This window comes from Oribacterium sp. WCC10, from assembly GCF_900113415.1.
Taxonomy (GTDB): Bacteria; Bacillota; Clostridia; order Lachnospirales; family Lachnospiraceae; genus Oribacterium.
The window spans coordinates 12061-30731 of record NZ_FOPH01000006.1 but is presented as its reverse complement, the minus strand read 5'-3'; the positions used below and the strand labels follow the sequence as shown (position 1 = coordinate 30731).

Annotated in this window: 17 protein-coding genes and 1 tRNA gene; 3 read left to right on the top strand and 15 right to left on the bottom strand. The window is 40.3% G+C overall.

Translation table 11 applies throughout. The features are described from left to right. Positions 1-133: 133 nt before the first annotated feature. From BM294_RS05945 to BM294_RS05890, 12 genes are all read right to left on the bottom strand, one after another. Positions 134-1459 (bottom strand): alpha-amylase family glycosyl hydrolase, encoded by a 1326-nt coding sequence (locus tag BM294_RS05945; RefSeq protein ID WP_091205728.1) that lies wholly within the window; start codon positions 1457-1459, stop codon positions 134-136. Positions 1460-1472: 13 nt separating this feature from the next. Further along, complete coding sequence (locus tag BM294_RS05940) at positions 1473-2639, bottom strand: pyridoxal phosphate-dependent aminotransferase (RefSeq protein WP_091205726.1); 1167 nt, start codon at positions 2637-2639, stop codon at positions 1473-1475. After that, on the bottom strand, positions 2636-3118 hold the full coding sequence (locus tag BM294_RS05935; RefSeq protein WP_091205724.1) for an Lrp/AsnC family transcriptional regulator: 483 nt from the start codon (positions 3116-3118) through the stop codon (positions 2636-2638). Before BM294_RS05935 ends, BM294_RS05940 begins: the two co-directional genes overlap by 4 nt. A 111-nt stretch (positions 3119-3229) precedes the next feature. After that, the gene (locus BM294_RS05930) at positions 3230-4018 is read right to left on the bottom strand and encodes an AIR synthase family protein (RefSeq protein ID WP_091205723.1); all 789 of its coding nucleotides are present in this window, start codon (positions 4016-4018) and stop codon (positions 3230-3232) included. Positions 4019-4496: 478 nt separating this feature from the next. Next, a complete protein-coding gene (gene proC / locus BM294_RS05925) occupies positions 4497-5306 on the bottom strand; it encodes a pyrroline-5-carboxylate reductase (RefSeq protein WP_091205721.1) in 810 nt (269 codons plus the stop codon). A 201-nt stretch (positions 5307-5507) separates the two neighbouring features. Further along, the gene (gene atpC / locus BM294_RS05920) at positions 5508-5933 is read right to left on the bottom strand and encodes an ATP synthase F1 subunit epsilon (RefSeq protein ID WP_091205720.1); all 426 of its coding nucleotides are present in this window, start codon (positions 5931-5933) and stop codon (positions 5508-5510) included. Between the two features lie 122 nt (positions 5934-6055). Beyond that, the gene (gene atpD, locus BM294_RS05915; RefSeq protein ID WP_091205718.1) at positions 6056-7465 is read right to left on the bottom strand and encodes a F0F1 ATP synthase subunit beta; all 1410 of its coding nucleotides are present in this window, start codon (positions 7463-7465) and stop codon (positions 6056-6058) included. A gap of 92 nt (positions 7466-7557) precedes the next feature. After that, positions 7558-8472, bottom strand: a complete 915-nt coding sequence (gene atpG, locus BM294_RS05910; RefSeq protein WP_091205716.1) for an ATP synthase F1 subunit gamma — start codon at positions 8470-8472, stop codon at positions 7558-7560. Positions 8473-8625: 153 nt separating this feature from the next. After that, positions 8626-10680: a F0F1 ATP synthase subunit alpha gene (atpA, locus tag BM294_RS05905; RefSeq protein ID WP_091205714.1), complete on the bottom strand. Its 2055-nt coding sequence runs from the start codon at positions 10678-10680 to the stop codon at positions 8626-8628. A 2-nt stretch (positions 10681-10682) separates the two neighbouring features. Further along, complete coding sequence (gene atpF / locus BM294_RS05900; RefSeq protein ID WP_091205713.1) at positions 10683-11189, bottom strand: F0F1 ATP synthase subunit B; 507 nt, start codon at positions 11187-11189, stop codon at positions 10683-10685. 41 nt (positions 11190-11230) lie between these two features. Beyond that, on the bottom strand, positions 11231-11446 hold the full coding sequence (atpE, locus tag BM294_RS05895) for an ATP synthase F0 subunit C (protein ID WP_091205980.1): 216 nt from the start codon (positions 11444-11446) through the stop codon (positions 11231-11233). Between the two features lie 61 nt (positions 11447-11507). Beyond that, positions 11508-12194: a F0F1 ATP synthase subunit A gene (locus tag BM294_RS05890; RefSeq protein ID WP_091205711.1), complete on the bottom strand. Its 687-nt coding sequence runs from the start codon at positions 12192-12194 to the stop codon at positions 11508-11510. Between the two features lie 413 nt (positions 12195-12607). On the opposite strand from BM294_RS05890, the gene BM294_RS05885 reads away from it, so the two are divergent. Then, entirely contained in the window at positions 12608-13501 is an 894-nt protein-coding gene (locus BM294_RS05885) for a LysR family transcriptional regulator (protein ID WP_091205709.1), read from the top strand. Between the two features lie 182 nt (positions 13502-13683). Here BM294_RS05885 and BM294_RS05880 read toward each other — a convergent pair whose 3' ends face one another. The 3 genes from BM294_RS05880 to trmB form a co-directional block, all read right to left on the bottom strand. Next, the gene (locus BM294_RS05880; protein ID WP_242944437.1) at positions 13684-15306 is read right to left on the bottom strand and encodes a C40 family peptidase; all 1623 of its coding nucleotides are present in this window, start codon (positions 15304-15306) and stop codon (positions 13684-13686) included. A gap of 240 nt (positions 15307-15546) precedes the next feature. Continuing rightward, positions 15547-15619 (bottom strand) — tRNA-Lys (locus BM294_RS05875). Between the two features lie 79 nt (positions 15620-15698). Beyond that, positions 15699-16352: a tRNA (guanosine(46)-N7)-methyltransferase TrmB gene (gene trmB / locus BM294_RS05870; RefSeq protein ID WP_091205706.1), complete on the bottom strand. Its 654-nt coding sequence runs from the start codon at positions 16350-16352 to the stop codon at positions 15699-15701. A gap of 300 nt (positions 16353-16652) precedes the next feature. Here trmB and BM294_RS05865 point away from each other — a divergent pair, with 300 nt between their 5' ends. Continuing rightward, positions 16653-17747, top strand: a complete 1095-nt coding sequence (locus tag BM294_RS05865) for an SH3 domain-containing protein (RefSeq protein ID WP_091205704.1) — start codon at positions 16653-16655, stop codon at positions 17745-17747. A 162-nt stretch (positions 17748-17909) separates the two neighbouring features. Further along, entirely contained in the window at positions 17910-18617 is a 708-nt protein-coding gene (locus BM294_RS05860; protein WP_091205703.1) for a response regulator transcription factor, read from the top strand. The last annotated feature ends 54 nt before the right edge of the window (positions 18618-18671 follow it).

Sequence of the window (18671 nt, the reverse complement as noted above, 5' to 3'; positions counted from 1 at the left end):
CTAATTATACAACAAACCGACCGGCTTTTGCCGATCGGTCTGAAATATTTATCTCCATTTTAATTGTGAAGTAAAATATCATCCCTGAAATCTGATACTTCAGGTCTCAGAATTCTACTTATCAAGCATCATCTCACTTTACCTTTATGATTTTTCCGGAATTTGGTGGTAATGTAATGAGAATACGATTGTCCTGTTCTATTATTATCTCTTCTTCTGATATGAGATCAAATGCTATATTAGCTTTAATCGGAAGAGTAATATAAAATACCGCCGGAGATTCATCATTGTTCAGTGCTGTAATCACCGCACTGTTAGTATCCATACGTGCATATGCCCACTGTTTACACTGAAGATAAAGTTCCTTATATTGGCCCATGTGAAGCTCAGAATTCTTACCATGAATTTCAGCAAGTTTTGCAATGAAGGATGTAAGCTTATTAGGTTTCATCTCATCGATATTAATCGATGGACGAAGTGGCCTGTCATCCCATCCGTCTCTTTTCTTTCCTTCCAGCCCAAACTCACCACCATAATATATCGATGGTTTTCCGGGTAAAGTAAACAACGTCAGATAGCATGATCTAAGATTGTCTTTATTTTCAAGCTTAGATGCAATGCGATCAACATCATGGTTTTCAAGGAAAAGGTATAAATCTCTTGAAATAGCCAGATTCCTGTTTAAATTATGAGCTATCTCAAAGAAATTGTGGCTGTTAAAACCACTGTAGATTGACTTATGAAGCTCATAATTGGTAACCGAGTGAAGAGTCTCTGCGTTGACCCATCTGGGGTACTCCCCATGTATTACCTCACCCATAAGCCAGAACTCCGGTTTCATCTGAGTGGTAAAGTACCTGAGTGACTTTTGAAAATTAATATCCAGAACATCCGCACAATCAAGCCTGAGTCCGTCTATATCAAAAGTGTCAACCCAATACCGGACAATATCGATAAGATATTTTCTCATCTGTTCATTATTGAAATTTAGTTCGGGTAGTTCCCACGCGCCTCTCCATGCGGAATACGAAAAACTGTCTCCTCTTGGAGAATGTCGTTCAAAATTGATTCCCTTGTACCAATCCTTATACGGACTATCCCACAGTTTTTCCCGAATATCTTTAAAAGCAAAAAAGTCTCGTCCTGTATGATTAAAAACAGTGTCAACGATAACATGTATGCCATAGTTGTGTGATGTATCTACAAACTTTCGAAAGTCTTCATTTGATCCAAGTCGGCGATCTATATTTTTATAATCTGTAGTGTCATAACCATGACTGGCGGACTCAAATACAGGTCCGATATAAACAGCATCACATCCGAGAACCTTTAAATATGGTATAAATGCTGTAAGCTGATTAAATCGATGTCTCACTTTTCCGCCATCATTTTCTTTTTCAGCTCCTACCATACCAAGTGGATACATATGGTAAAAAATCGCACTATCGTACCAGGCCATAGTCACCTCCGATTCACTTTACCTCAAGTCGACTGACAAAACTCTCTATACCATCCAGGGCTTTCTTCAAATCCTGAATAGAATATGCGTAGGATATTCGCATATATCCTTCTCCACAATCTCCGAATGCTGTTCCCGGAACGATAGCTACCTTCTCTTCCTTCAAAAGTCTTGTTGCAAATTCATCAGAGCTCATGCCAAATCTTTTTATTGAAGGGAATACATAAAAAGCTCCGTACGGTTCAAAACAGTCCATACCCATTCCACGTAGCCTTGCAACAAGATATCTTCTTCTCTCATCATATGCCTCCCTCATCTTGGCCACGTCTTCATCTCCGTTTTTCAGAGCTTCCACACCGGCATACTGCGATGTTGTAGGCGCGCACATTATCGCAAACTGATGAAGTTTTAATATCTGCTGCATTATGAGCTGAGGTCCGCAACAGTAGCCCAGTCTCCATCCGGTCATAGCGTAGGCTTTGGAAAAACCATTAATATATATGGTTCTCTCACGCATACCCGGAAACTCTATTATACTGCATGGCTTACCTTTATAACTGAGCTCACTGTATATTTCATCAGTAATAATATAGAGATCATTCTCCTCAATGATGGATATAAGCTTTTCGAGATCTTCCTTTTCCATGATGGCACCGGTAGGATTGTTTGGAAACGGAAGAACAAGAATTTTGGATTTGGGGGTTATCTTTTCTTTCAGTTTCTCGGCTGTAAGTCGGAAGTCATCCTTTTCTTCAAGCTCTATGGCTACCGGAACGCCTCCTGCCATAATCGCACACGGTACGTAGGAAACGTAACTTGGTTGAGGTATGAGAACCTCATCACCTGGATCAAGCATTACTCTCATGGCCAGATCAATAGCCTCAGATCCTCCGACGGTCACCATAACCTCTGTCATAGGATTGTAGTCTACATCATACTTTCTCTTAACATAGTTTGCTATTTCATTTCTCAATTCTTTTAGTCCGGAATTGGATGTATAGAAAGTCTTTCCTCTCTCCAGCGAATAAATGCCTTCTTCTCTTATATGCCAAGGTGTATCAAAATCCGGCTCACCAACACCCAAAGATATAGCATCTTTCATCTCAGATACAATATCAAAAAACTTACGTATACCGCTTGGCTGTATATCGGTGATCTTGCTGTTTAATGGATTTCTCATGGTGACACCTTCATTCTCTCATCAACTCTGGGCTGCTCTATAATCGTTCCGTGATCCTTATATTTCTTAAGAACAAAATGAGTTGCAGTCGAAAGCACTGAATCCATTGGCGAAAGTTTACTCGAAACAAAAGATGCAACCTCTTTCATAGTCTTACCGCTTATCAAAACCGTAAAATCAAATGATCCTGACATAAGATATACTGCATCAACTTCATCATACTGATATATACGTTGAGCTATAGAATCGAATCCAAGTCCACGCTGAGGTGTAACCTTAACTTCAATCAGTGCATCCACACGCTCATCATCAGTCTTATCCCAATTGATCAAAGTATGATAGCCGCATATGATATGCTCATTCTCCATAGTCTCTATCTCTTCTGCAACTTTTGTCTCATTTTCGCCAAGTATGCTGGCTATATCCTTAACGGTAAGACGAGAATTTTTTTCTATAATAGTTAATATCTTTTTTCTCATGATTTTACTCCTCATAAACGAAAATATCTGTCTACATTATTCATATTGCAAAGGACTGACACTTACCTATAGATGATTCAATTTTAGTATTGTTATACGATTCGTACAAGTTTAGAGTATCTTAATAAATTTATCCAACTCCTCATATGATTCTTTAGTAAGATACCCTATCTCATCACCATCAACACGTATACGTTTTTTTTCTGTAGTGAATCTTCCGAATACTGCTGTCTTCACAGGTTCACTTGTTCTTACATGAGCTGCACTGTCAAAACCTGAACGTGTCCCTTTTGCAAATGCTTCATTCGCCAGATTTTGAGATTTCTCAAGCTGAATCTCCAGAAAATCCTCACAGAATTGTGTACCTTTATCCATAGACATTATAAAACAGTCCTTCGACCAGAGTCTGTATGGCGTGATATCAAAAATCTCGCATATCTCAGTTGTGAACTGACTTATCGGGATTCGATCGTATCTGAATCTACATCCGGCTCCATTTCCCTTTTTTCTTCCGGTCTCACCATCGATGGCTTCTGATTCGCAAAAATCCCAAAGAGCCTTTAATACACCACCTCTTTCGACAGGCCATATTTTGGTCACACCATATGTGTTTCTGTACCCTGGTAACACCGACTCTATTGGATCAGTTTCAATCCACTTTTCATCTGTATCTTTTTTATCCGATACAGCGTGGGTCGCTCGGGCTTCTCTCGCTGAATTATACCACTGTTCCAATTCACATAATTGCTCAGATATTTTCTTCAATTCTTCATCTAAGTATGCTTTTGAAAATCTTTTGTTTATCCTGTCAGGATATAACTCAAGCAGCTTATTTACTGCATAAGTTCCTACCTCGCCTACCATGACAAGGTCCTGACCCGGAATTATCTTTCTTTCCATAGTTTATCCATTCAAGTTTGTTTTTTTACTATCACATTGAGACCAATCGAGAATATAATTTTCTATCCACTCTTCTCCCACAAGGTTCAGAACCGGTAAACGATTAATATCTCCATGCGATAATATAAAAAAGCGGCGGTCCACAATGGACTGCCGCTTTGCTTTACTCTGTCTTCATTAAAAAATATAAGGAAGAACCATGGTCAGCACCATTGCAAATACAAGAGCAATGACAATAACCGCTGATATAGTCTTCTTAGTTTTTGGACTCATCATCTCTATACAATCTCCTTGAAATCCCTTTTGGTATTCAATGTCAAAATCGACAAATAATGTCGATGATTTTAATATAATACACTGTTTAGGTAATACTTACAAGTTTTTTATCTAGCGATGATTCAGGCAGACGGCATTTATGTTCATTTTTATGATTATATCTTTTTATATCCATACACTGTGACAATGGATATCTGTTTTATTATCCCTGAATAGCCTTTACGGCATCTATCAATGCAGCTCTGAATCCTTTCTCTTCCAAAGCTGCCACACCCTTAATAGTTACCCCACCGGGAGAACATACATCATCTTTCATTTCCCCGGGATGCTTACCGCTTGAAAGCTGCATCGCCGCGGTTCCCTCCAACATCCTTGAAACCATCCTATATGCGGTTTTTCTTGGAATTCCATACATGACTGCTGCATCACCAAGTGCTTCGATAAAGAGATCTGCAAATGCAGGACCACATCCACATACTGTGCCGGATACATCCATAAGTCTTGTTTCAACAGGAATAACCAGACTTATACGTCCCAATAGTTCTTCTATCATTTCGTACTCTTCATAATTTAGAGAGTGTTTATTCTCTACGACAAATATCCCCTTATTTATCGAAACCGGGGTATTGGGACATGTACAAATAATATGAGTATCATTTTTCAAAATACCTTCTTCAAAATATCTGTCAAAGTTATACCCCCATGCTACAGAAATTAGCGTTTTATGTTTTTCGCCTGATAATATTGTCTTGACAGGTGATATTACCTCTTTTATCTTATTGGGCTTAATCGCTATAAATACCAAATCTGAAAGTTGAGCGACTTCTTCTGCAGACTTGCATGGATTTATACCACCCATCTCTTCACATTTTTCCTTAAGCTTATCAAAATGTCCGGCTGCTGCATACATATTATCTGCCTTCAAACCGGAATTGATAAGTCCCTTCGCAGTGGCTCCTGCCATATTACCAAAACCTATAAATCCTATTTTGAGTTCGTCTATTGTTTTCATGGGACTTACCTCTCTTAATCAACTTGTTCAAATTATATTTTATATTTATATATAAAAGAAGGCTATTTCTTTTTAGTTATATGGGATATAGAATTAAACTCAATCCATGCACCGTCTAATAATCAAAAGAAGGAGCTACTTTGCTCGCAAGTTTCCTTGCTGCATGTAGCTCCTTCTTTTGATTGCGTTTGCAACAGCTGGTCAAATATAGTGCTTCTTCTGGCTTGAAAACTCAAGTCGTGATAGTGCACGGGCAAGCGATGACTGCGTCATCTTATACTCACCTACAGACTGTTTCTGTCTAAGTTGCTCAAGGGCTCTTTCCTTGGCTTCCTGGGCTCTGCGGATATCGATTTCATCCGCTGTTTCACAGGTATCAACAAGTACTGTAACACGGTTATTGGCGCAGGAACATATACCTCCGCTGACCAGAACCGTATCCCTTTCACCACCCGGCTTTACTATACTCATCTTACCGGTTTCCACGGCAACTATACATGGAGCATGATGCGCCATTATTCCACGTGAACCGGTCAGCGTGATGATTTGCAGATATTCTGCTGCACCGTCATAAAATACCTTATTTGACGCTATAACCTTCAGGCTGAACGTTGGTGTATCTGCCATTTCAAAACCTCACATATCATAATATGGTGTATCGCGCAAAATCCTGATTCCCCATTTCACGAAATCCGACATTCTTTTCAATACATCATAAACATCTAAAACTAAATTCTTATGAGCCGGTATTATATTTTCTTAGCTTCTGCATTCTTTATATCTTCGGCTTTTTTCTTTACATCTTCGATGGTGCCAACATTAAAGAATGCATTCTCAGGATACTCATCCATCTCACCGTCAATTATTGCCTTAAATCCCTTGATCGTATCTTCAAGCGGAACATATTTACCCGGAACACCGGTAAACTGCTCACCAACAAAGAAAGGCTGACTGAGGAAGTTACGTATCTTTCTAGCACGATATACCGTAGTCTTATCCTCTTCAGAAAGTTCCTCCATACCGAGGATTGCGATAATATCCTGAAGTTCCTTATATTTCTGAAGGATACGAAGCACGCTCTGTGCCGTATCGTAATGCTCTTTTCCTACAATATCCTCTGTAAGGATTCTTGATGAAGATTCAAGCGGATCTACCGCAGGATATATACCCTGTTCAACTACCTTACGGCTAAGAACAGTAGTTGCATCAAGATGTGCAAATGTTGTAGCAGGTGCCGGATCAGTAAGGTCATCTGCCGGAACATATACTGCCTGAACTGATGTTACAGAACCTTCTCTTGTTGAAGCGATTCTTTCCTGAAGCTGACCCATCTCGGTTGCAAGTGTGGGCTGATAACCAACTGCAGAAGGCATTCTTCCAAGAAGTGATGAAACCTCTGAACCTGCCTGTACAAAACGGAAGATATTATCAATAAACAGAAGCACATCCTTATGCTGAACATCTCTGAAATACTCAGCCATTGTAAGTCCTGTTTCCGCAACTCTCATTCTTGCACCCGGAGCTTCATTCATCTGACCAAATACTAGCGCAGTATTTTTGATAACTCCACTCTCAGTCATCTCACTGTAGAGGTCATTTCCCTCTCTTGAACGCTCACCTACACCGGTAAATATCGAGTATCCACCGTGCTCTGTAGCAATATTTCTTATAAGCTCCTGGATAAGAACAGTCTTGCCGACACCGGCACCGCCGAAAAGACCGATCTTACCGCCTTTTGCATAAGGAGCAAGAAGATCAATAACCTTGATACCTGTTTCAAGAACCTCCTGTACAGGATTCTGATCCTCGAATCTTGGTGGTTTTCTGTGTATTTCCCAACGCTCCTGTGTCTCAGGATCGGGCTGTCCATCAATTGCATCGCCCAAAACATTGAAAAGTCTTCCCAGAGTTTTCTCTCCTACCGGAACAGTAATACCTGCACCTGTATTTATAACTTCCATATCTCTCTCAAGACCCTCGCTCGCTGTAAGCATGATACAGCGAACGGTGTTTCTACCTAACTGTTGAGCGACCTCCATGGTACACTTGGTGCCATGATTATCCACTGTAAGTGCAGTTTTTATCTCCGGGAGCGGTGTAGTTGTAAACTCAACGTCTACTACCGGTCCCATGACCTGCACGATTTTTCCTGTCTGCATATATCTCTCCTCATAGTAGCTGACTATATGGTCCACTACAAACTTCTATGTACCTATCCGTCTTTTTTCGGAAACGCATACCCGGCTCACATTTAACCTCTCAGCTTTTGGGCTCTCGCTCCTGCTGCGATTTCTGTGATCTCCTGCGTGATAGCTGCCTGACGAGTTCTGTTATACTGGATACTTAGCTCCTGTCTCAGTTTATTTCCGCTCCTGTTCGCCGCATCCATAGCCGTCATACGAGCGTTCTGCTCAGAGCAAAATGACTCAACCAAAGCACTGTATATAAATCCGTTGATATAATCAGGGATAACATTATCAATGATAGCTTTGGGGGTCGGTCGAAGTCTGAAATCCTCCATACCTGCAACCATCGGTATCTGACTTCCCATCAGCGCTCCGCCTCTAAGCTTATCTATCGGAAGAAGCTGTTCGGTTTCTGTCACCATCTCCAAAGAATTCTTCATTCTGGTATATACAATATATACGGAATCGATTTTGTCTTCCTGGAAAAGATCCAGCATTCGGCCTGTTATAACTCTGGCACGGTGTAATGTCGGATTCTGTGCTGTATAGTGAAACTCTTCATCTATCCATACTCCGCTGGAGCGAAAATATGCTCTTCCCATTTCTCCAACGATATACAATCTATGATCAGGTCTCTCTTTAAGAAGTGCTTCCGTACGCTTAATAACATTATGATTATAAGCACCCGCAAGCCCCTTATCTGCTGTCACACAAATAATCGCGGTACGATATTCTTTCGGCGTTTTACTTTCTCGAATACTTTCACGAAGATCCAGATAAGGATGTGTAAAGTCATCCGGTAAGTGACGTATGATTCTTTGAATCATAGTCTGAAGTGTGTAGAAGTATGGTTCGGTCTGCTGAAGCTCCATCTTTGCTTTACGAAGCTTCGTACTGGAGATAAGATACATGGCATTCGTTATTTTTAATGTATTATCGATACTCGAGATTCTGTCTCGCAGTTCTCTTGTAGTTGCCACAATTCACTCCTTTAACAATCTATCTTTAATTGAGCTATACCGTTACATTTCGGTACAGCTCAATCGTGTTTCATTATTGCCCCACGGGTCGGTCACGGATCCGGATTTATCCGGACTCGTATATTATTCACTGTTTAAGTTTGAATGTTATTTTCAAACTTTTTCTTCTTTGGAAGTCTCAAAATTTCCGTCATTTTCTTTCCAAAGACGCATGAACTCATCAGCAATGTTAAGTATCTGAGCTTTCTCATCATCTCCGATAAGTCTTGATATCTCGATATTTTTACCGATTTCAGGATATCTCTGAGCAAAATAAGTAAGCATCTTCTGCTGAAAATCCTTTATTCTCTTAGGCTCAATACTCATCATCCTGTGATTCAAAGATACCACAAGTGTAATAACCTGATCACTCAATGACATAGGACGACCTAACGGCTGTTTAAGAAGTTCCATCAAAACCTTACCCTGTGTAAGCAGATCTCTTGTATTCTGATCAAGATCAGATGAGAACTGTGTAAATACAGCCATCTCTCTGTACTGTGCTAAGTCGATTCTCAGTGAACCTGATGCCTTCTTCATGGCCTTGGCCTGTGCAGCACCACCTACTCGGGATACTGAAAGACCGACATTAACGGCAGGTCTCTGTCCCTCGAAGAACAAGTTTGACTCAAGGAAAATCTGTCCGTCTGTGATAGATATTACATTAGTAGGTATATATGCAGATACATCACCATCCTGAGTTTCAATAATAGGAAGTGCTGTTATGGAGCCTCCGCCAAGTTTATCGTTAAGGTGGCAGGAACGCTCAAGCAATCTTGAATGGAGATAGAATACATCTCCAGGATATGCCTCACGTCCCGGTGAACGTCCAAGAAGCAATGACAACGCTCTGTAAGCTACCGCATGCTTCGAAAGATCATCATAAACTATGAGTACATCATGTCCCTTATACATAAAATACTCGGCAAGTGATGTGGCCGAATAAGGTGCAATATACTGAATAGGTGCCGGGTCAGCTGCAGTAGCTGCCACAACACATGTATATCTCATAGCATCATGCTTCTTCAATGTCTCAACAAGGGCAGCTACAGTCGACTCCTTCTGTCCGATAGCTACATAAATACATATACAATTCTTATCATGCTGATTAAGAATTGTATCAAGTGCTATAGAAGTTTTACCGGTCTGACGGTCACCGATTATAAGCTCACGCTGTCCTCTTCCTATAGGAAACATTGAGTCAATGGCAAGAATACCTGTCTGCATCGGTTCATTTACCGGCTGACGATCAATGATTCCAGGTGCCGGCTGTTCGATAGGTCTGTACTCGACCTCATGAATGCCACCCAGTCCGTCAATAGGATTTCCAAGAGCATCAACAACTCTTCCAAGGTAGTCATCTGATACACCGATACCGGCCATACGTCCGGTACGGATTCCACGGCTTCCTTCTCCAAGTCCTGATTCATCACCGAAAAGAATTACACCGATTCTATCTCTTTCGATGTTCTGAACCATACCCTTTGTGCCGTTATCAAAAGCTATGACCTCTCCATACATCGCATGGTCGAGACCATTCACAATTGCTATGCCATCACCTATACTTTCGATAAATCCTATTTCTTTCTTTTCAGCCTTAAGGTCAAAGTTATTAACACTCTGCTGAAGTATAGTCAGGATATCCATATCGCTTGTCAATCCTGAACGTGTAGACTTAAGCTGCTCTAAGAACTGGTTACGTCTTCCACTTGTTGACCAGTCATACTGATCATTTCCGACTTCAAGGATAAATCCACCGCCAAGGCTCTTATCCTCCTTAAGATCAAACTCAAAATGGTGAGTATTATATTTATCAAATACAAACTTCTGTATGTCCAGAAGCTGCTTCTCAGAAGGTCTGGTTACATATCTAAGCTGTACATGAAGCTGTTTCTCAGCATTGGCACGTACAGTCTTGTAAAGTTCAGCGATATCAGGCCACTGTCCGACATTATTATCATCACACAGTTCCTTCAAAATACTTCTAACCTCAGTAGGGAAAACACTATCGATAACCTCATTACGTTTTTCAAGATCGATAGTAGGATCACTGAGCTGAGATGCTGTTTGTGGAAGTACTTCAAAAATACGTGAAGTGGCATTGATAACACTCTCTGAAACCTGTAACTGAATCAGACGTTCTGCAATTTCTCTAGCATTCTGACTCACTATTATGCCTCCTGCTCATCCTTGTTTGTAGGCTGACTATTGCTACTAAGGAACTGATCGAACAGCTTTATATCATTTGCTTCGCTGTCATGAGAAGCTGCGATCTTATATGCTGCCTCAGCCACAAGTACTGCCATCTGCTGTTGCATCTCACGCTGCTTTGTCTCCGCTTCCTTTTCTGCCTGAAGTTTTGCCTCGGCAAGAATCTTCTCAGCCTTCTTGTTAGCATTATTTACGATCTCATCGTATTCCTTTGAAGCGTCGATCTTTGCCTTATTAATTGTCTGCTTGCGTTCTTCCTCAATGTTATTGAGACCGGCTTCATACTTCGCTTTTAATTCATCTGCTGCGACATTTGTCTCTTCAGCCTTCTTATAAGATTCTTCAATCTCAGCCTGGCGCTTTTCAATAACAATGCGAACCGGATTAAAAAGGAACTTCTTCATAAGAAATACAAGAACCAGCAGATTTATAACAGTAAATAATAAATTGATATCTACTCTTAACATGCCTTTTCTTCTCCTACAATTATTGATTAATGTTTATGTGATTATCCAAGGAAGAAGATACAAAGGATACCAAGAACGAATCCGTAAATTGCAGTTGCCTCGGCAAGTGCGCATCCAAGAAGAAGAATTCTCATGATCTTTCCGTCTGCCTCAGGCTGTCTCGCAATAGCCTCTGCTGCCTTACCTGTTGCAATACCAATTGAAAGACCTGCTCCTAAACATGCAAGTGCTGCTAAACCTACACCAATAGCTGTCATGCTCATAACTTTTTCTCCTTTTAATAATAAGAATATGATTTGTTATATATGATTTTAATTTTTATTCTGTTGCATCCTGAATGTAGAGTGATGTCAGGAATACAAATACATAAGCCTGAATAAGTCCGTCGAATATATCAAAATAGAGGCTGAAGATTGCCGGAACACCGACAGGAATAACCATCTTTATCAGCTCCATGATGATAAATGCACCAAGTACATTACCAAACAATCTCATGCACAGTGATAAAGGTCGGATCACAAGCTCTAAGATGTTAATCGGAGTTACGATAGCCACAGGCTCTGAAAAGTGCTTGATCCACCCCTTTGCTCCTTTTCTCCTGAATCCTGCGATTTCAATAAGGAAAATACTGATAAGTGAAAGACCAACTGTTACATTCAGGTCCTTGGTCGGCGGTTTTAATCCGAAAAGACCGATTACATTGGAAAGACCGATATAGATGAGAATCACAGAGATAATGGTGCTGTACTGCTTTCCATGCTCTCCAAGAAGCTCGCCCGTAAAGCTATCAAACCATGAAACGATAAGCTCGGCCACTTGCTGCCTTTTTCCCGGATTTCTCACTTTGAGATTTGATCCCAGATAAACTGACAACGCAGTAAGGGCCGCCATGATGATCCATGTGATAACCGTTGACTCGGCAACCTGTATCCCTCCAAACACCGGAATCGTAAACGCAGTCGACACCTGCAATTGTTCCTGGAGTTCCTCGGTAAACTGCTCCATTCTACTACCTCCATTCTTAAAATTTAGTTGCATGCGCTTGGCTGAGAAATCTTCTCTAAAAATAGAAAAATTTTTTCTAAACTCGCGCGAACTTATTATATTCCGCGATTTTTAATATTCAAGCCGCATTTTTTATATGTTATTCATGTCAATTTGACATGGATTATACATTTTGCTATATTTTTGTTTGTTAAAATACAAATTATTTTGTCTATTTAAATAACAAAATCACCTTTGTGGCTTTAAATTTTAAAAATGATTGTTTTCAAAAAAATTTTTCCATCCGCACAGTGCTCATAAATATTTACGGCAAAAAAATACAAATTATAATTGCATATTTATCAAGTACGTTAATTGCTAAACCACTTCAGCATATTTTTTAACTGCATAATACATATTAAACGGAGTACTTTATGATATCGTATGACTACTACAGAATCTTTTATTATGTAGGAACCTATAAAAGCTTTACACAGGCTGCAAGAATGCTTGGTTCCAATCAGCCTAATGTCAGCAGAGCCATGACCAATCTCGAAGAAAGTCTGGGATGTAAGCTAATGCAGAGAGGCAAAAGAGGAATCACTCTGACTCAAAACGGGCAGCGTCTATATGAACATGTGATCATTGCTTTTGAACAATTGGAGGAAGGCGAACGTGAGCTGGATAAAGATGTTAATCTGGAATCAGGCCAGGTTACTATTGCTGCTTCAGAAAATGCACTCCGACTTGTACTTCTTCCTGTTCTTCATGATTTTAAAAGTAAATATCCTGATATAAGCATACGGATATCCAATCACGCAACACCAAAGGCTATAAAATCTCTCCAAAACGGTTCTGCTGATTTTGCTCTTGTAACAACACCTCTTACCATCAGGGAACCTTTGACCATGGATCCTTTATTTCATTTCAAAGAGATCCCTATAGTTGGCCCCGGATTTAAACATTTGACAGAAAAACCCATATCTTTAAGAGAACTGAACAAATATCCGATCATAAGCGTTGGACGTGAAACCGGTACAAGAGAACTGTATGTACAATACTTTTTAAATCATCAGCTTACATTTCAACCTGAATTGGAAGCCTCTTCAACTGATCAGATTCTTCCTATGGTAGAAAATGATCTGGGATGTGGTTTTTATCCCGAAGATTTGGCGAAAGACGCACTGGAGCGAGGTCTTGTATATCGTGTCCCAATTTTAGAACCCATTCCTGATCGTACTTTCTGCCTTTTGATTGACAGATCCCGAAATCTTTCCAGTGCTGCTATAAAACTTATAGACACCTTTGTAAAAGAAACACGTATCTGATAAAACACTGGTTAAGCAATTTTTCCGCATAATATCTGGATTTTTTTACTATCTCAAGATTATTTCTTCTATACCAGACTGTTCAAAATATCTGAAAGCATAGAAAAAGGCACCATCCCATAAGGATGATGCCTTTTTAAGTGTTATATGTGAAGTAAATATGATTTTTTATTTCACTATTCTCAGCTAAAAATTCTCCAGCCACAGATAAAGTGATTTGCCCACCATGATCCAAGTGATCTGTGTACTACTCGACCGTTTGAGGATGAAGCATCAATTATCGTTCCACCACCAGCAACAATACCTACATGTCCGGAAACAACAATGATATCTCCGGCCTGAAGCTCATTATATGATACCCTCTTAAATCTTCCCGGATTTCTCCAACCTGAAGATGTCATATAAGAGATACCTACTCCTGCCTGGTTGAGACACCAGTATACAAATCCTGAACAGTCAAAGCTGTTTGGTCCCTTTGATCCCCAAACATATGGACAACCGATCTTGGATGAAGCGATAGCAATGAGTGCCGCTGCAGAACCAGAAACTGTTTCTCCACCGTTTCCTACCGCTGCTGTTGAAGGAATTGATACAGCTGTATTTCCTGCATTGCTTGTTATTCCGGCATTTGCTGCGCTTGTTGCCGCACTCGAAGACGAACTTGAACTGCTGCTTGAGGAACTGCTTGATGTTGTGTTCTTCTTAACATTACCGCTATGAAGCAGTGAGATAGTCTTGGCTCCTGCAAGTCCATCCGCAGTAAGTCCATTCTTCTTTTGGAAATTTGCTACAGCAGCTTTTGTAAGTTCACCAAAATAGCCCGTTGCTTTATCAGATGAAAGATATCCGTACTTCACAAGATACTCCTGGAGCTCCTTAACAGAATCCGACTGCTCACCTAAACGCATTGCAAATGGAATAGCGTTGGGATCTTCAAGGGCCTTTCTTGTATCCGGTCCGAGATAACCATCAACTACCTGATCGTTTCTTGACTGAAATGCTTTTACGGCATTCTGTGTACCTAATCCGAAGTTTCCGTCAGCCTCGCCCTCAAGATATCCGAGATTAATAAGTATCTGCTGATACTTCTTTACGAGATCAGACTGTTCGCCAAGAGCTACAACATTGGCCTTTACTTCATCTGAATACAAAAGATTGTATGTACTTGTACCATATATTCCATCTGCTGTGAGTCCATTTGTCTCCTGTAATTTCTTTACGGCCTCCATGGTCGTCTCATCATATGTTCCGTTTATATCAGATGCATTATAAAGATAACCAAGATTATACAAACGATACTGGGCATGAGTTACATCATTGCCTTGGAATCCGAGCTTTAATGCATAGTGCGGGGCACTATCAGCCATTATTGCATCCCAGGTTCCCACACCACATATTCCATCCATGGCCATTCCGACCTGTCTCTGGAAATACTGAACTGCAAGGGATGTGGCATCACCATAATAAGTAGTCGGCTCGTCCGGGTCCATATAACCAAGATCCATAAGTCTTTGCTGCAGATCCTTAACAACTGAATTGATAACTCCTACAGTAAGATTGACAGGAGCCAGATCTTCTGCCGATTCGGCAACCGTTACACCTGCTATTGATGGCAAAACATTTGAATTGATTCCTAATGCCGCCACAGCCTCTACAGCTTCTGTTTCAGGAGCTGTAGTAACGATAATCTCAGATTCACTTTCTGCACTTACAGTCCCGCTTATCTGCTGCTCACATCCGGTCATCATAAGCATACTTGCCACAAGCGTAAGTGAAGTGACTCGCAATAATCTACGATTGAACATAAAAATCTCCATTCCTCCGCCTTTTTAAAGACGGCACAGATTGTTTATAAAATCACTATTATTCACAATCCATCTTTGTATCAAAGCACTACTCGCACTATACCACTTTATAAGTCATTAAATTATAGCATCACGTTTAAAAATACTTGTTACTTTATTCTTACAATAAAAATAAAACCGTTGTCCCTTGAGGACCTCGGCTTTCCTTTGCTTCTTATCATATATTTAGGTAACAAAAAATGCACCTTCAGGGACTTGAACCCTGGACAAACGGATTAAGAGTCCGCTGCTCTACCAACTGAGCTAAAGGTGCATATCCAATGCGCTGTTCCTCACAGCGCTTGTTTATAATACATGAATGATTTTGTATTGTCAACACTATTTTTGATTTTTTATTGAACCGCTATCAGCTTGTATATCGGGTTTCCCTTTGCAGAAAACTTCTCTTCATATTCAGTCATGATATTTCCCTCATTCATGGAGAAATCATTATGAAGATCTCTTGTTACTGCACTAAGCTTCCATCCGGATTCAGGAATAGACTCCAGTGAATAGTCAAACAGGCCTGTATTATCCGTTTTAAATTCAAGCTGTCCATCTGCTTTCAAGAATTCTCTATATATTTTCATAAATACAGGGCTTGTCAAACGACGATTTGCCTGTCTGTCTTTAGGCCATGGATCAGAGAAATTCAGATATATACGGTCAACCTCCCCAGGTGCAAAAACATCTGCAAGAAGTCTGGCATCAATAGAGATAAATGTCAGGTTATCCAGCTTAACTCCGTCTTTCTCCATCGCTTCTCTCTTCTTTATGGCTTTAAGAATTACAGTATCATATCTTTCTATACCAATATAATTGATATCAGGATTGCGGGCAGCCATATTTTCAATGAACTGTCCCTTTCCCATACCTATCTCTATTCTTATCGGATTATCATTACCAAAGAATGCCGTCCATCTTCCCTTGTTATTCTCAGGATCATGTGTTACATAATCTGAATTTGCAACAAAATCTTCAGATCCTGTTATATGTCTTAATCTCATAATTCCATACCTTTCTGCATGTTTTTACAAATGATAAGCTTTTTGAAAATTTCTCTTCATACTGCGTTCATATCTCTGTCATAATTTTTATCTACTATGTTTAACATATAAACATTATTTCGGCAAGTCATAACAAATACCTTGTTGTTCCCTTGAAGTGACTTTTGAAATTTTGTATACTAAAAGTAAATTATCCGGAAATATACTATTAAAAGATAGATTTTCCGATTCGCAGATATTTCCTTTATTCTGCCTCGATTTCTTTATCTGATTCCGTATTTCCGTAAGGAGGTTTTTTTCATGCCAACGCCGAGAGAAGCCAGTATCTGGGGCAAGATACGCAATGATCTAAATCAGGCTCAGCAAAGTATCCTAAATGGTCAATACAGCGATGCTCTTATTTTGAATAAGCGCATATTAAAGACACTTGTTCGAATGCAGATAGACAGAGCTGTGCTTGTGTCAAACAATCTTGACAGCGATATTGATCAGCTCTACGAGAATCAGCTGATTTCAAGCCAGACCAGAGACAATTATCATGTTATACGCATATACGGAGAACAGGCCGAAGCAGGTGATGCCCCTACATCACAGGCTGCCAATGAGTCCTTTTCTCTTATCCGTGAAGAGCTTAATACCTATATGGAGACATATCAGACAAGGCCTACAGCTCAATCATATACTTCACAGGATACCACCTATTCCGATGATCAACAGTATGCTGATACAACAATTGGAAGTGAATACGATGCAGGAATTTCTCAACAGGATCTTTCCGGCGTAAATGTTCCTCTTTCAAACACTACTTCCGGAAACAGAGGTTCTTCTGATGGAAGACGAGGTTCTCGTCCCACAAGACCCCTTAGAGACAGTGAGCGGGTTTCCAGAAATTCCGGTCATCGTACATCCGGTTCAGGATTACGGAGCGGACGTTCAGGTCGCAATTCAGGTCGTCGTCCCAAGCGGAGACAGGGATTTGATATGGATTTATACAATGTCATGAAGTTCCTGATTCCTATCTCATGTCTGATACTCCTTATTATTCTGATACGTATCATCATGGGTGGCTCCTCACAATCAACCATTGAAACAACTGCTGCATCAACTGAAACAGTGATCGAAACAACCGCAGCTCAGGAAACAGTTGTTGAAACAACTGCCGCTCAGGAAACAGCTGCAGTTTCATCCGTATGGGTAACCACAACAGGTGTTAAGGTAAGAACTGAACCTAATACCAATTGTGAAGTTCTCGAAGTACTTGATGCAGGCGTTCAGGTAACCTATAAGGGGGAGGCCGGTGATGAATGGATCATGATTGACTATAATGGACGCGATGCTTACTTAAATAAGCAGTTTGTTCAGGAAGTTGCCTCTGAAACACAAGCCGCTGCTTAAAGCTAACTCCAGGCAGCATATAAAAGGCTTCCGGTTTTACTCCGGAAGCCTTTTTTAACACCCACGCTTTCTTTGCATTGAATAACACAATATTATATAATAATGTAGTTTATTGGTATCTATATTCATTTTGATACTTACCTACCCACAGGAGGTTCTTATATGCAGACAATTCTAGTATGCGATGACGACAAACAGATCGTCGAAGCTATATCTATTTATCTTACCGGGGAAGGCTTCAACGTCCTTAAAGCATACGACGGTTATGATGTACTTGATATCATGGGACAGCAGAAGGTTGATCTTCTTATCATTGACGTTATGATGCCGGGGCTTGACGGCGTACATACAGTATTGAAGATTCGTGAAAGCAGTTCTATTCCTATTATCATGTTGTCAGCAAAGGGCGAAGATAATGACAAGATTTTGGGGCTTAATGTCGGAGCCGATGACTATATCACAAAGCCATACAATCCACTTGAGCTTATTGCCAGAGTCAAGTCACAGCTCCGAAGATATACGCAGCTTGGAAATATCGGAGAGGCAGATGATGATAATGTCTATGTCTGTGGCGGTCTTGTCATGAATGATGACACAAAGGAAGTTACAGTTGACGGTAATGTCGTAAAGCTGACACCTATCGAATACAATATTCTTCTCCTTTTAGTCAAGAATGCAGGAAAAGTATTTTCCATCGATGACATTTATACCTCGATTTGGAACGAAGAGGCTATCGGAGCAGATAACACTGTTGCTGTACACATCCGTCATATACGCGAAAAGATCGAGATCAATCCCAGAGAGCCCCGTTATCTCAAGGTTGTCTGGGGCGTTGGTTATAAAATTGAAAAACAGGATGCAGCTAAATAATATTTCCAATTGTTTCAGCACACTTCACACTACATATCGCCGGGTTGGAGATCT

What these genes read in the sequence shown, in the direction of transcription:
- BM294_RS05945 (WP_091205728.1), bottom strand. Translation starts at nt 1,459, where the DNA reads ATGGCCTGGTACGATAGTGCGATTTTTTACCATATGTATCCACTTGGT.
- BM294_RS05940 (WP_091205726.1), bottom strand. Translation starts at nt 2,639, where the DNA reads ATGAGAAATCCATTAAACAGCAAGATCACCGATATACAGCCAAGCGGT.
- BM294_RS05935 (WP_091205724.1), bottom strand. Translation starts at nt 3,118, where the DNA reads ATGAGAAAAAAGATATTAACTATTATAGAAAAAAATTCTCGTCTTACC.
- BM294_RS05930 (WP_091205723.1), bottom strand. Translation starts at nt 4,018, where the DNA reads ATGGAAAGAAAGATAATTCCGGGTCAGGACCTTGTCATGGTAGGCGAG.
- proC (WP_091205721.1), bottom strand. Translation starts at nt 5,306, where the DNA reads ATGAAAACAATAGACGAACTCAAAATAGGATTTATAGGTTTTGGTAAT.
- atpC (WP_091205720.1), bottom strand. Translation starts at nt 5,933, where the DNA reads ATGGCAGATACACCAACGTTCAGCCTGAAGGTTATAGCGTCAAATAAG.
- atpD (WP_091205718.1), bottom strand. Translation starts at nt 7,465, where the DNA reads ATGCAGACAGGAAAAATCGTGCAGGTCATGGGACCGGTAGTAGACGTT.
- atpF (WP_091205713.1), bottom strand. Translation starts at nt 11,189, where the DNA reads ATGTTAAGAGTAGATATCAATTTATTATTTACTGTTATAAATCTGCTG.
- atpE (WP_091205980.1), bottom strand. Translation starts at nt 11,446, where the DNA reads ATGACAGCTATTGGTGTAGGTTTAGCAGCACTTGCATGTTTAGGAGCA.
- BM294_RS05890 (WP_091205711.1), bottom strand. Translation starts at nt 12,194, where the DNA reads ATGGAGCAGTTTACCGAGGAACTCCAGGAACAATTGCAGGTGTCGACT.
- BM294_RS05885 (WP_091205709.1), top strand. Translation starts at nt 12,608, where the DNA reads ATGATATCGTATGACTACTACAGAATCTTTTATTATGTAGGAACCTAT.
- BM294_RS05880 (WP_242944437.1), bottom strand. Translation starts at nt 15,306, where the DNA reads ATGTTCAATCGTAGATTATTGCGAGTCACTTCACTTACGCTTGTGGCA.
- trmB (WP_091205706.1), bottom strand. Translation starts at nt 16,352, where the DNA reads ATGAGATTAAGACATATAACAGGATCTGAAGATTTTGTTGCAAATTCA.
- BM294_RS05865 (WP_091205704.1), top strand. Translation starts at nt 16,653, where the DNA reads ATGCCAACGCCGAGAGAAGCCAGTATCTGGGGCAAGATACGCAATGAT.
- BM294_RS05860 (WP_091205703.1), top strand. Translation starts at nt 17,910, where the DNA reads ATGCAGACAATTCTAGTATGCGATGACGACAAACAGATCGTCGAAGCT.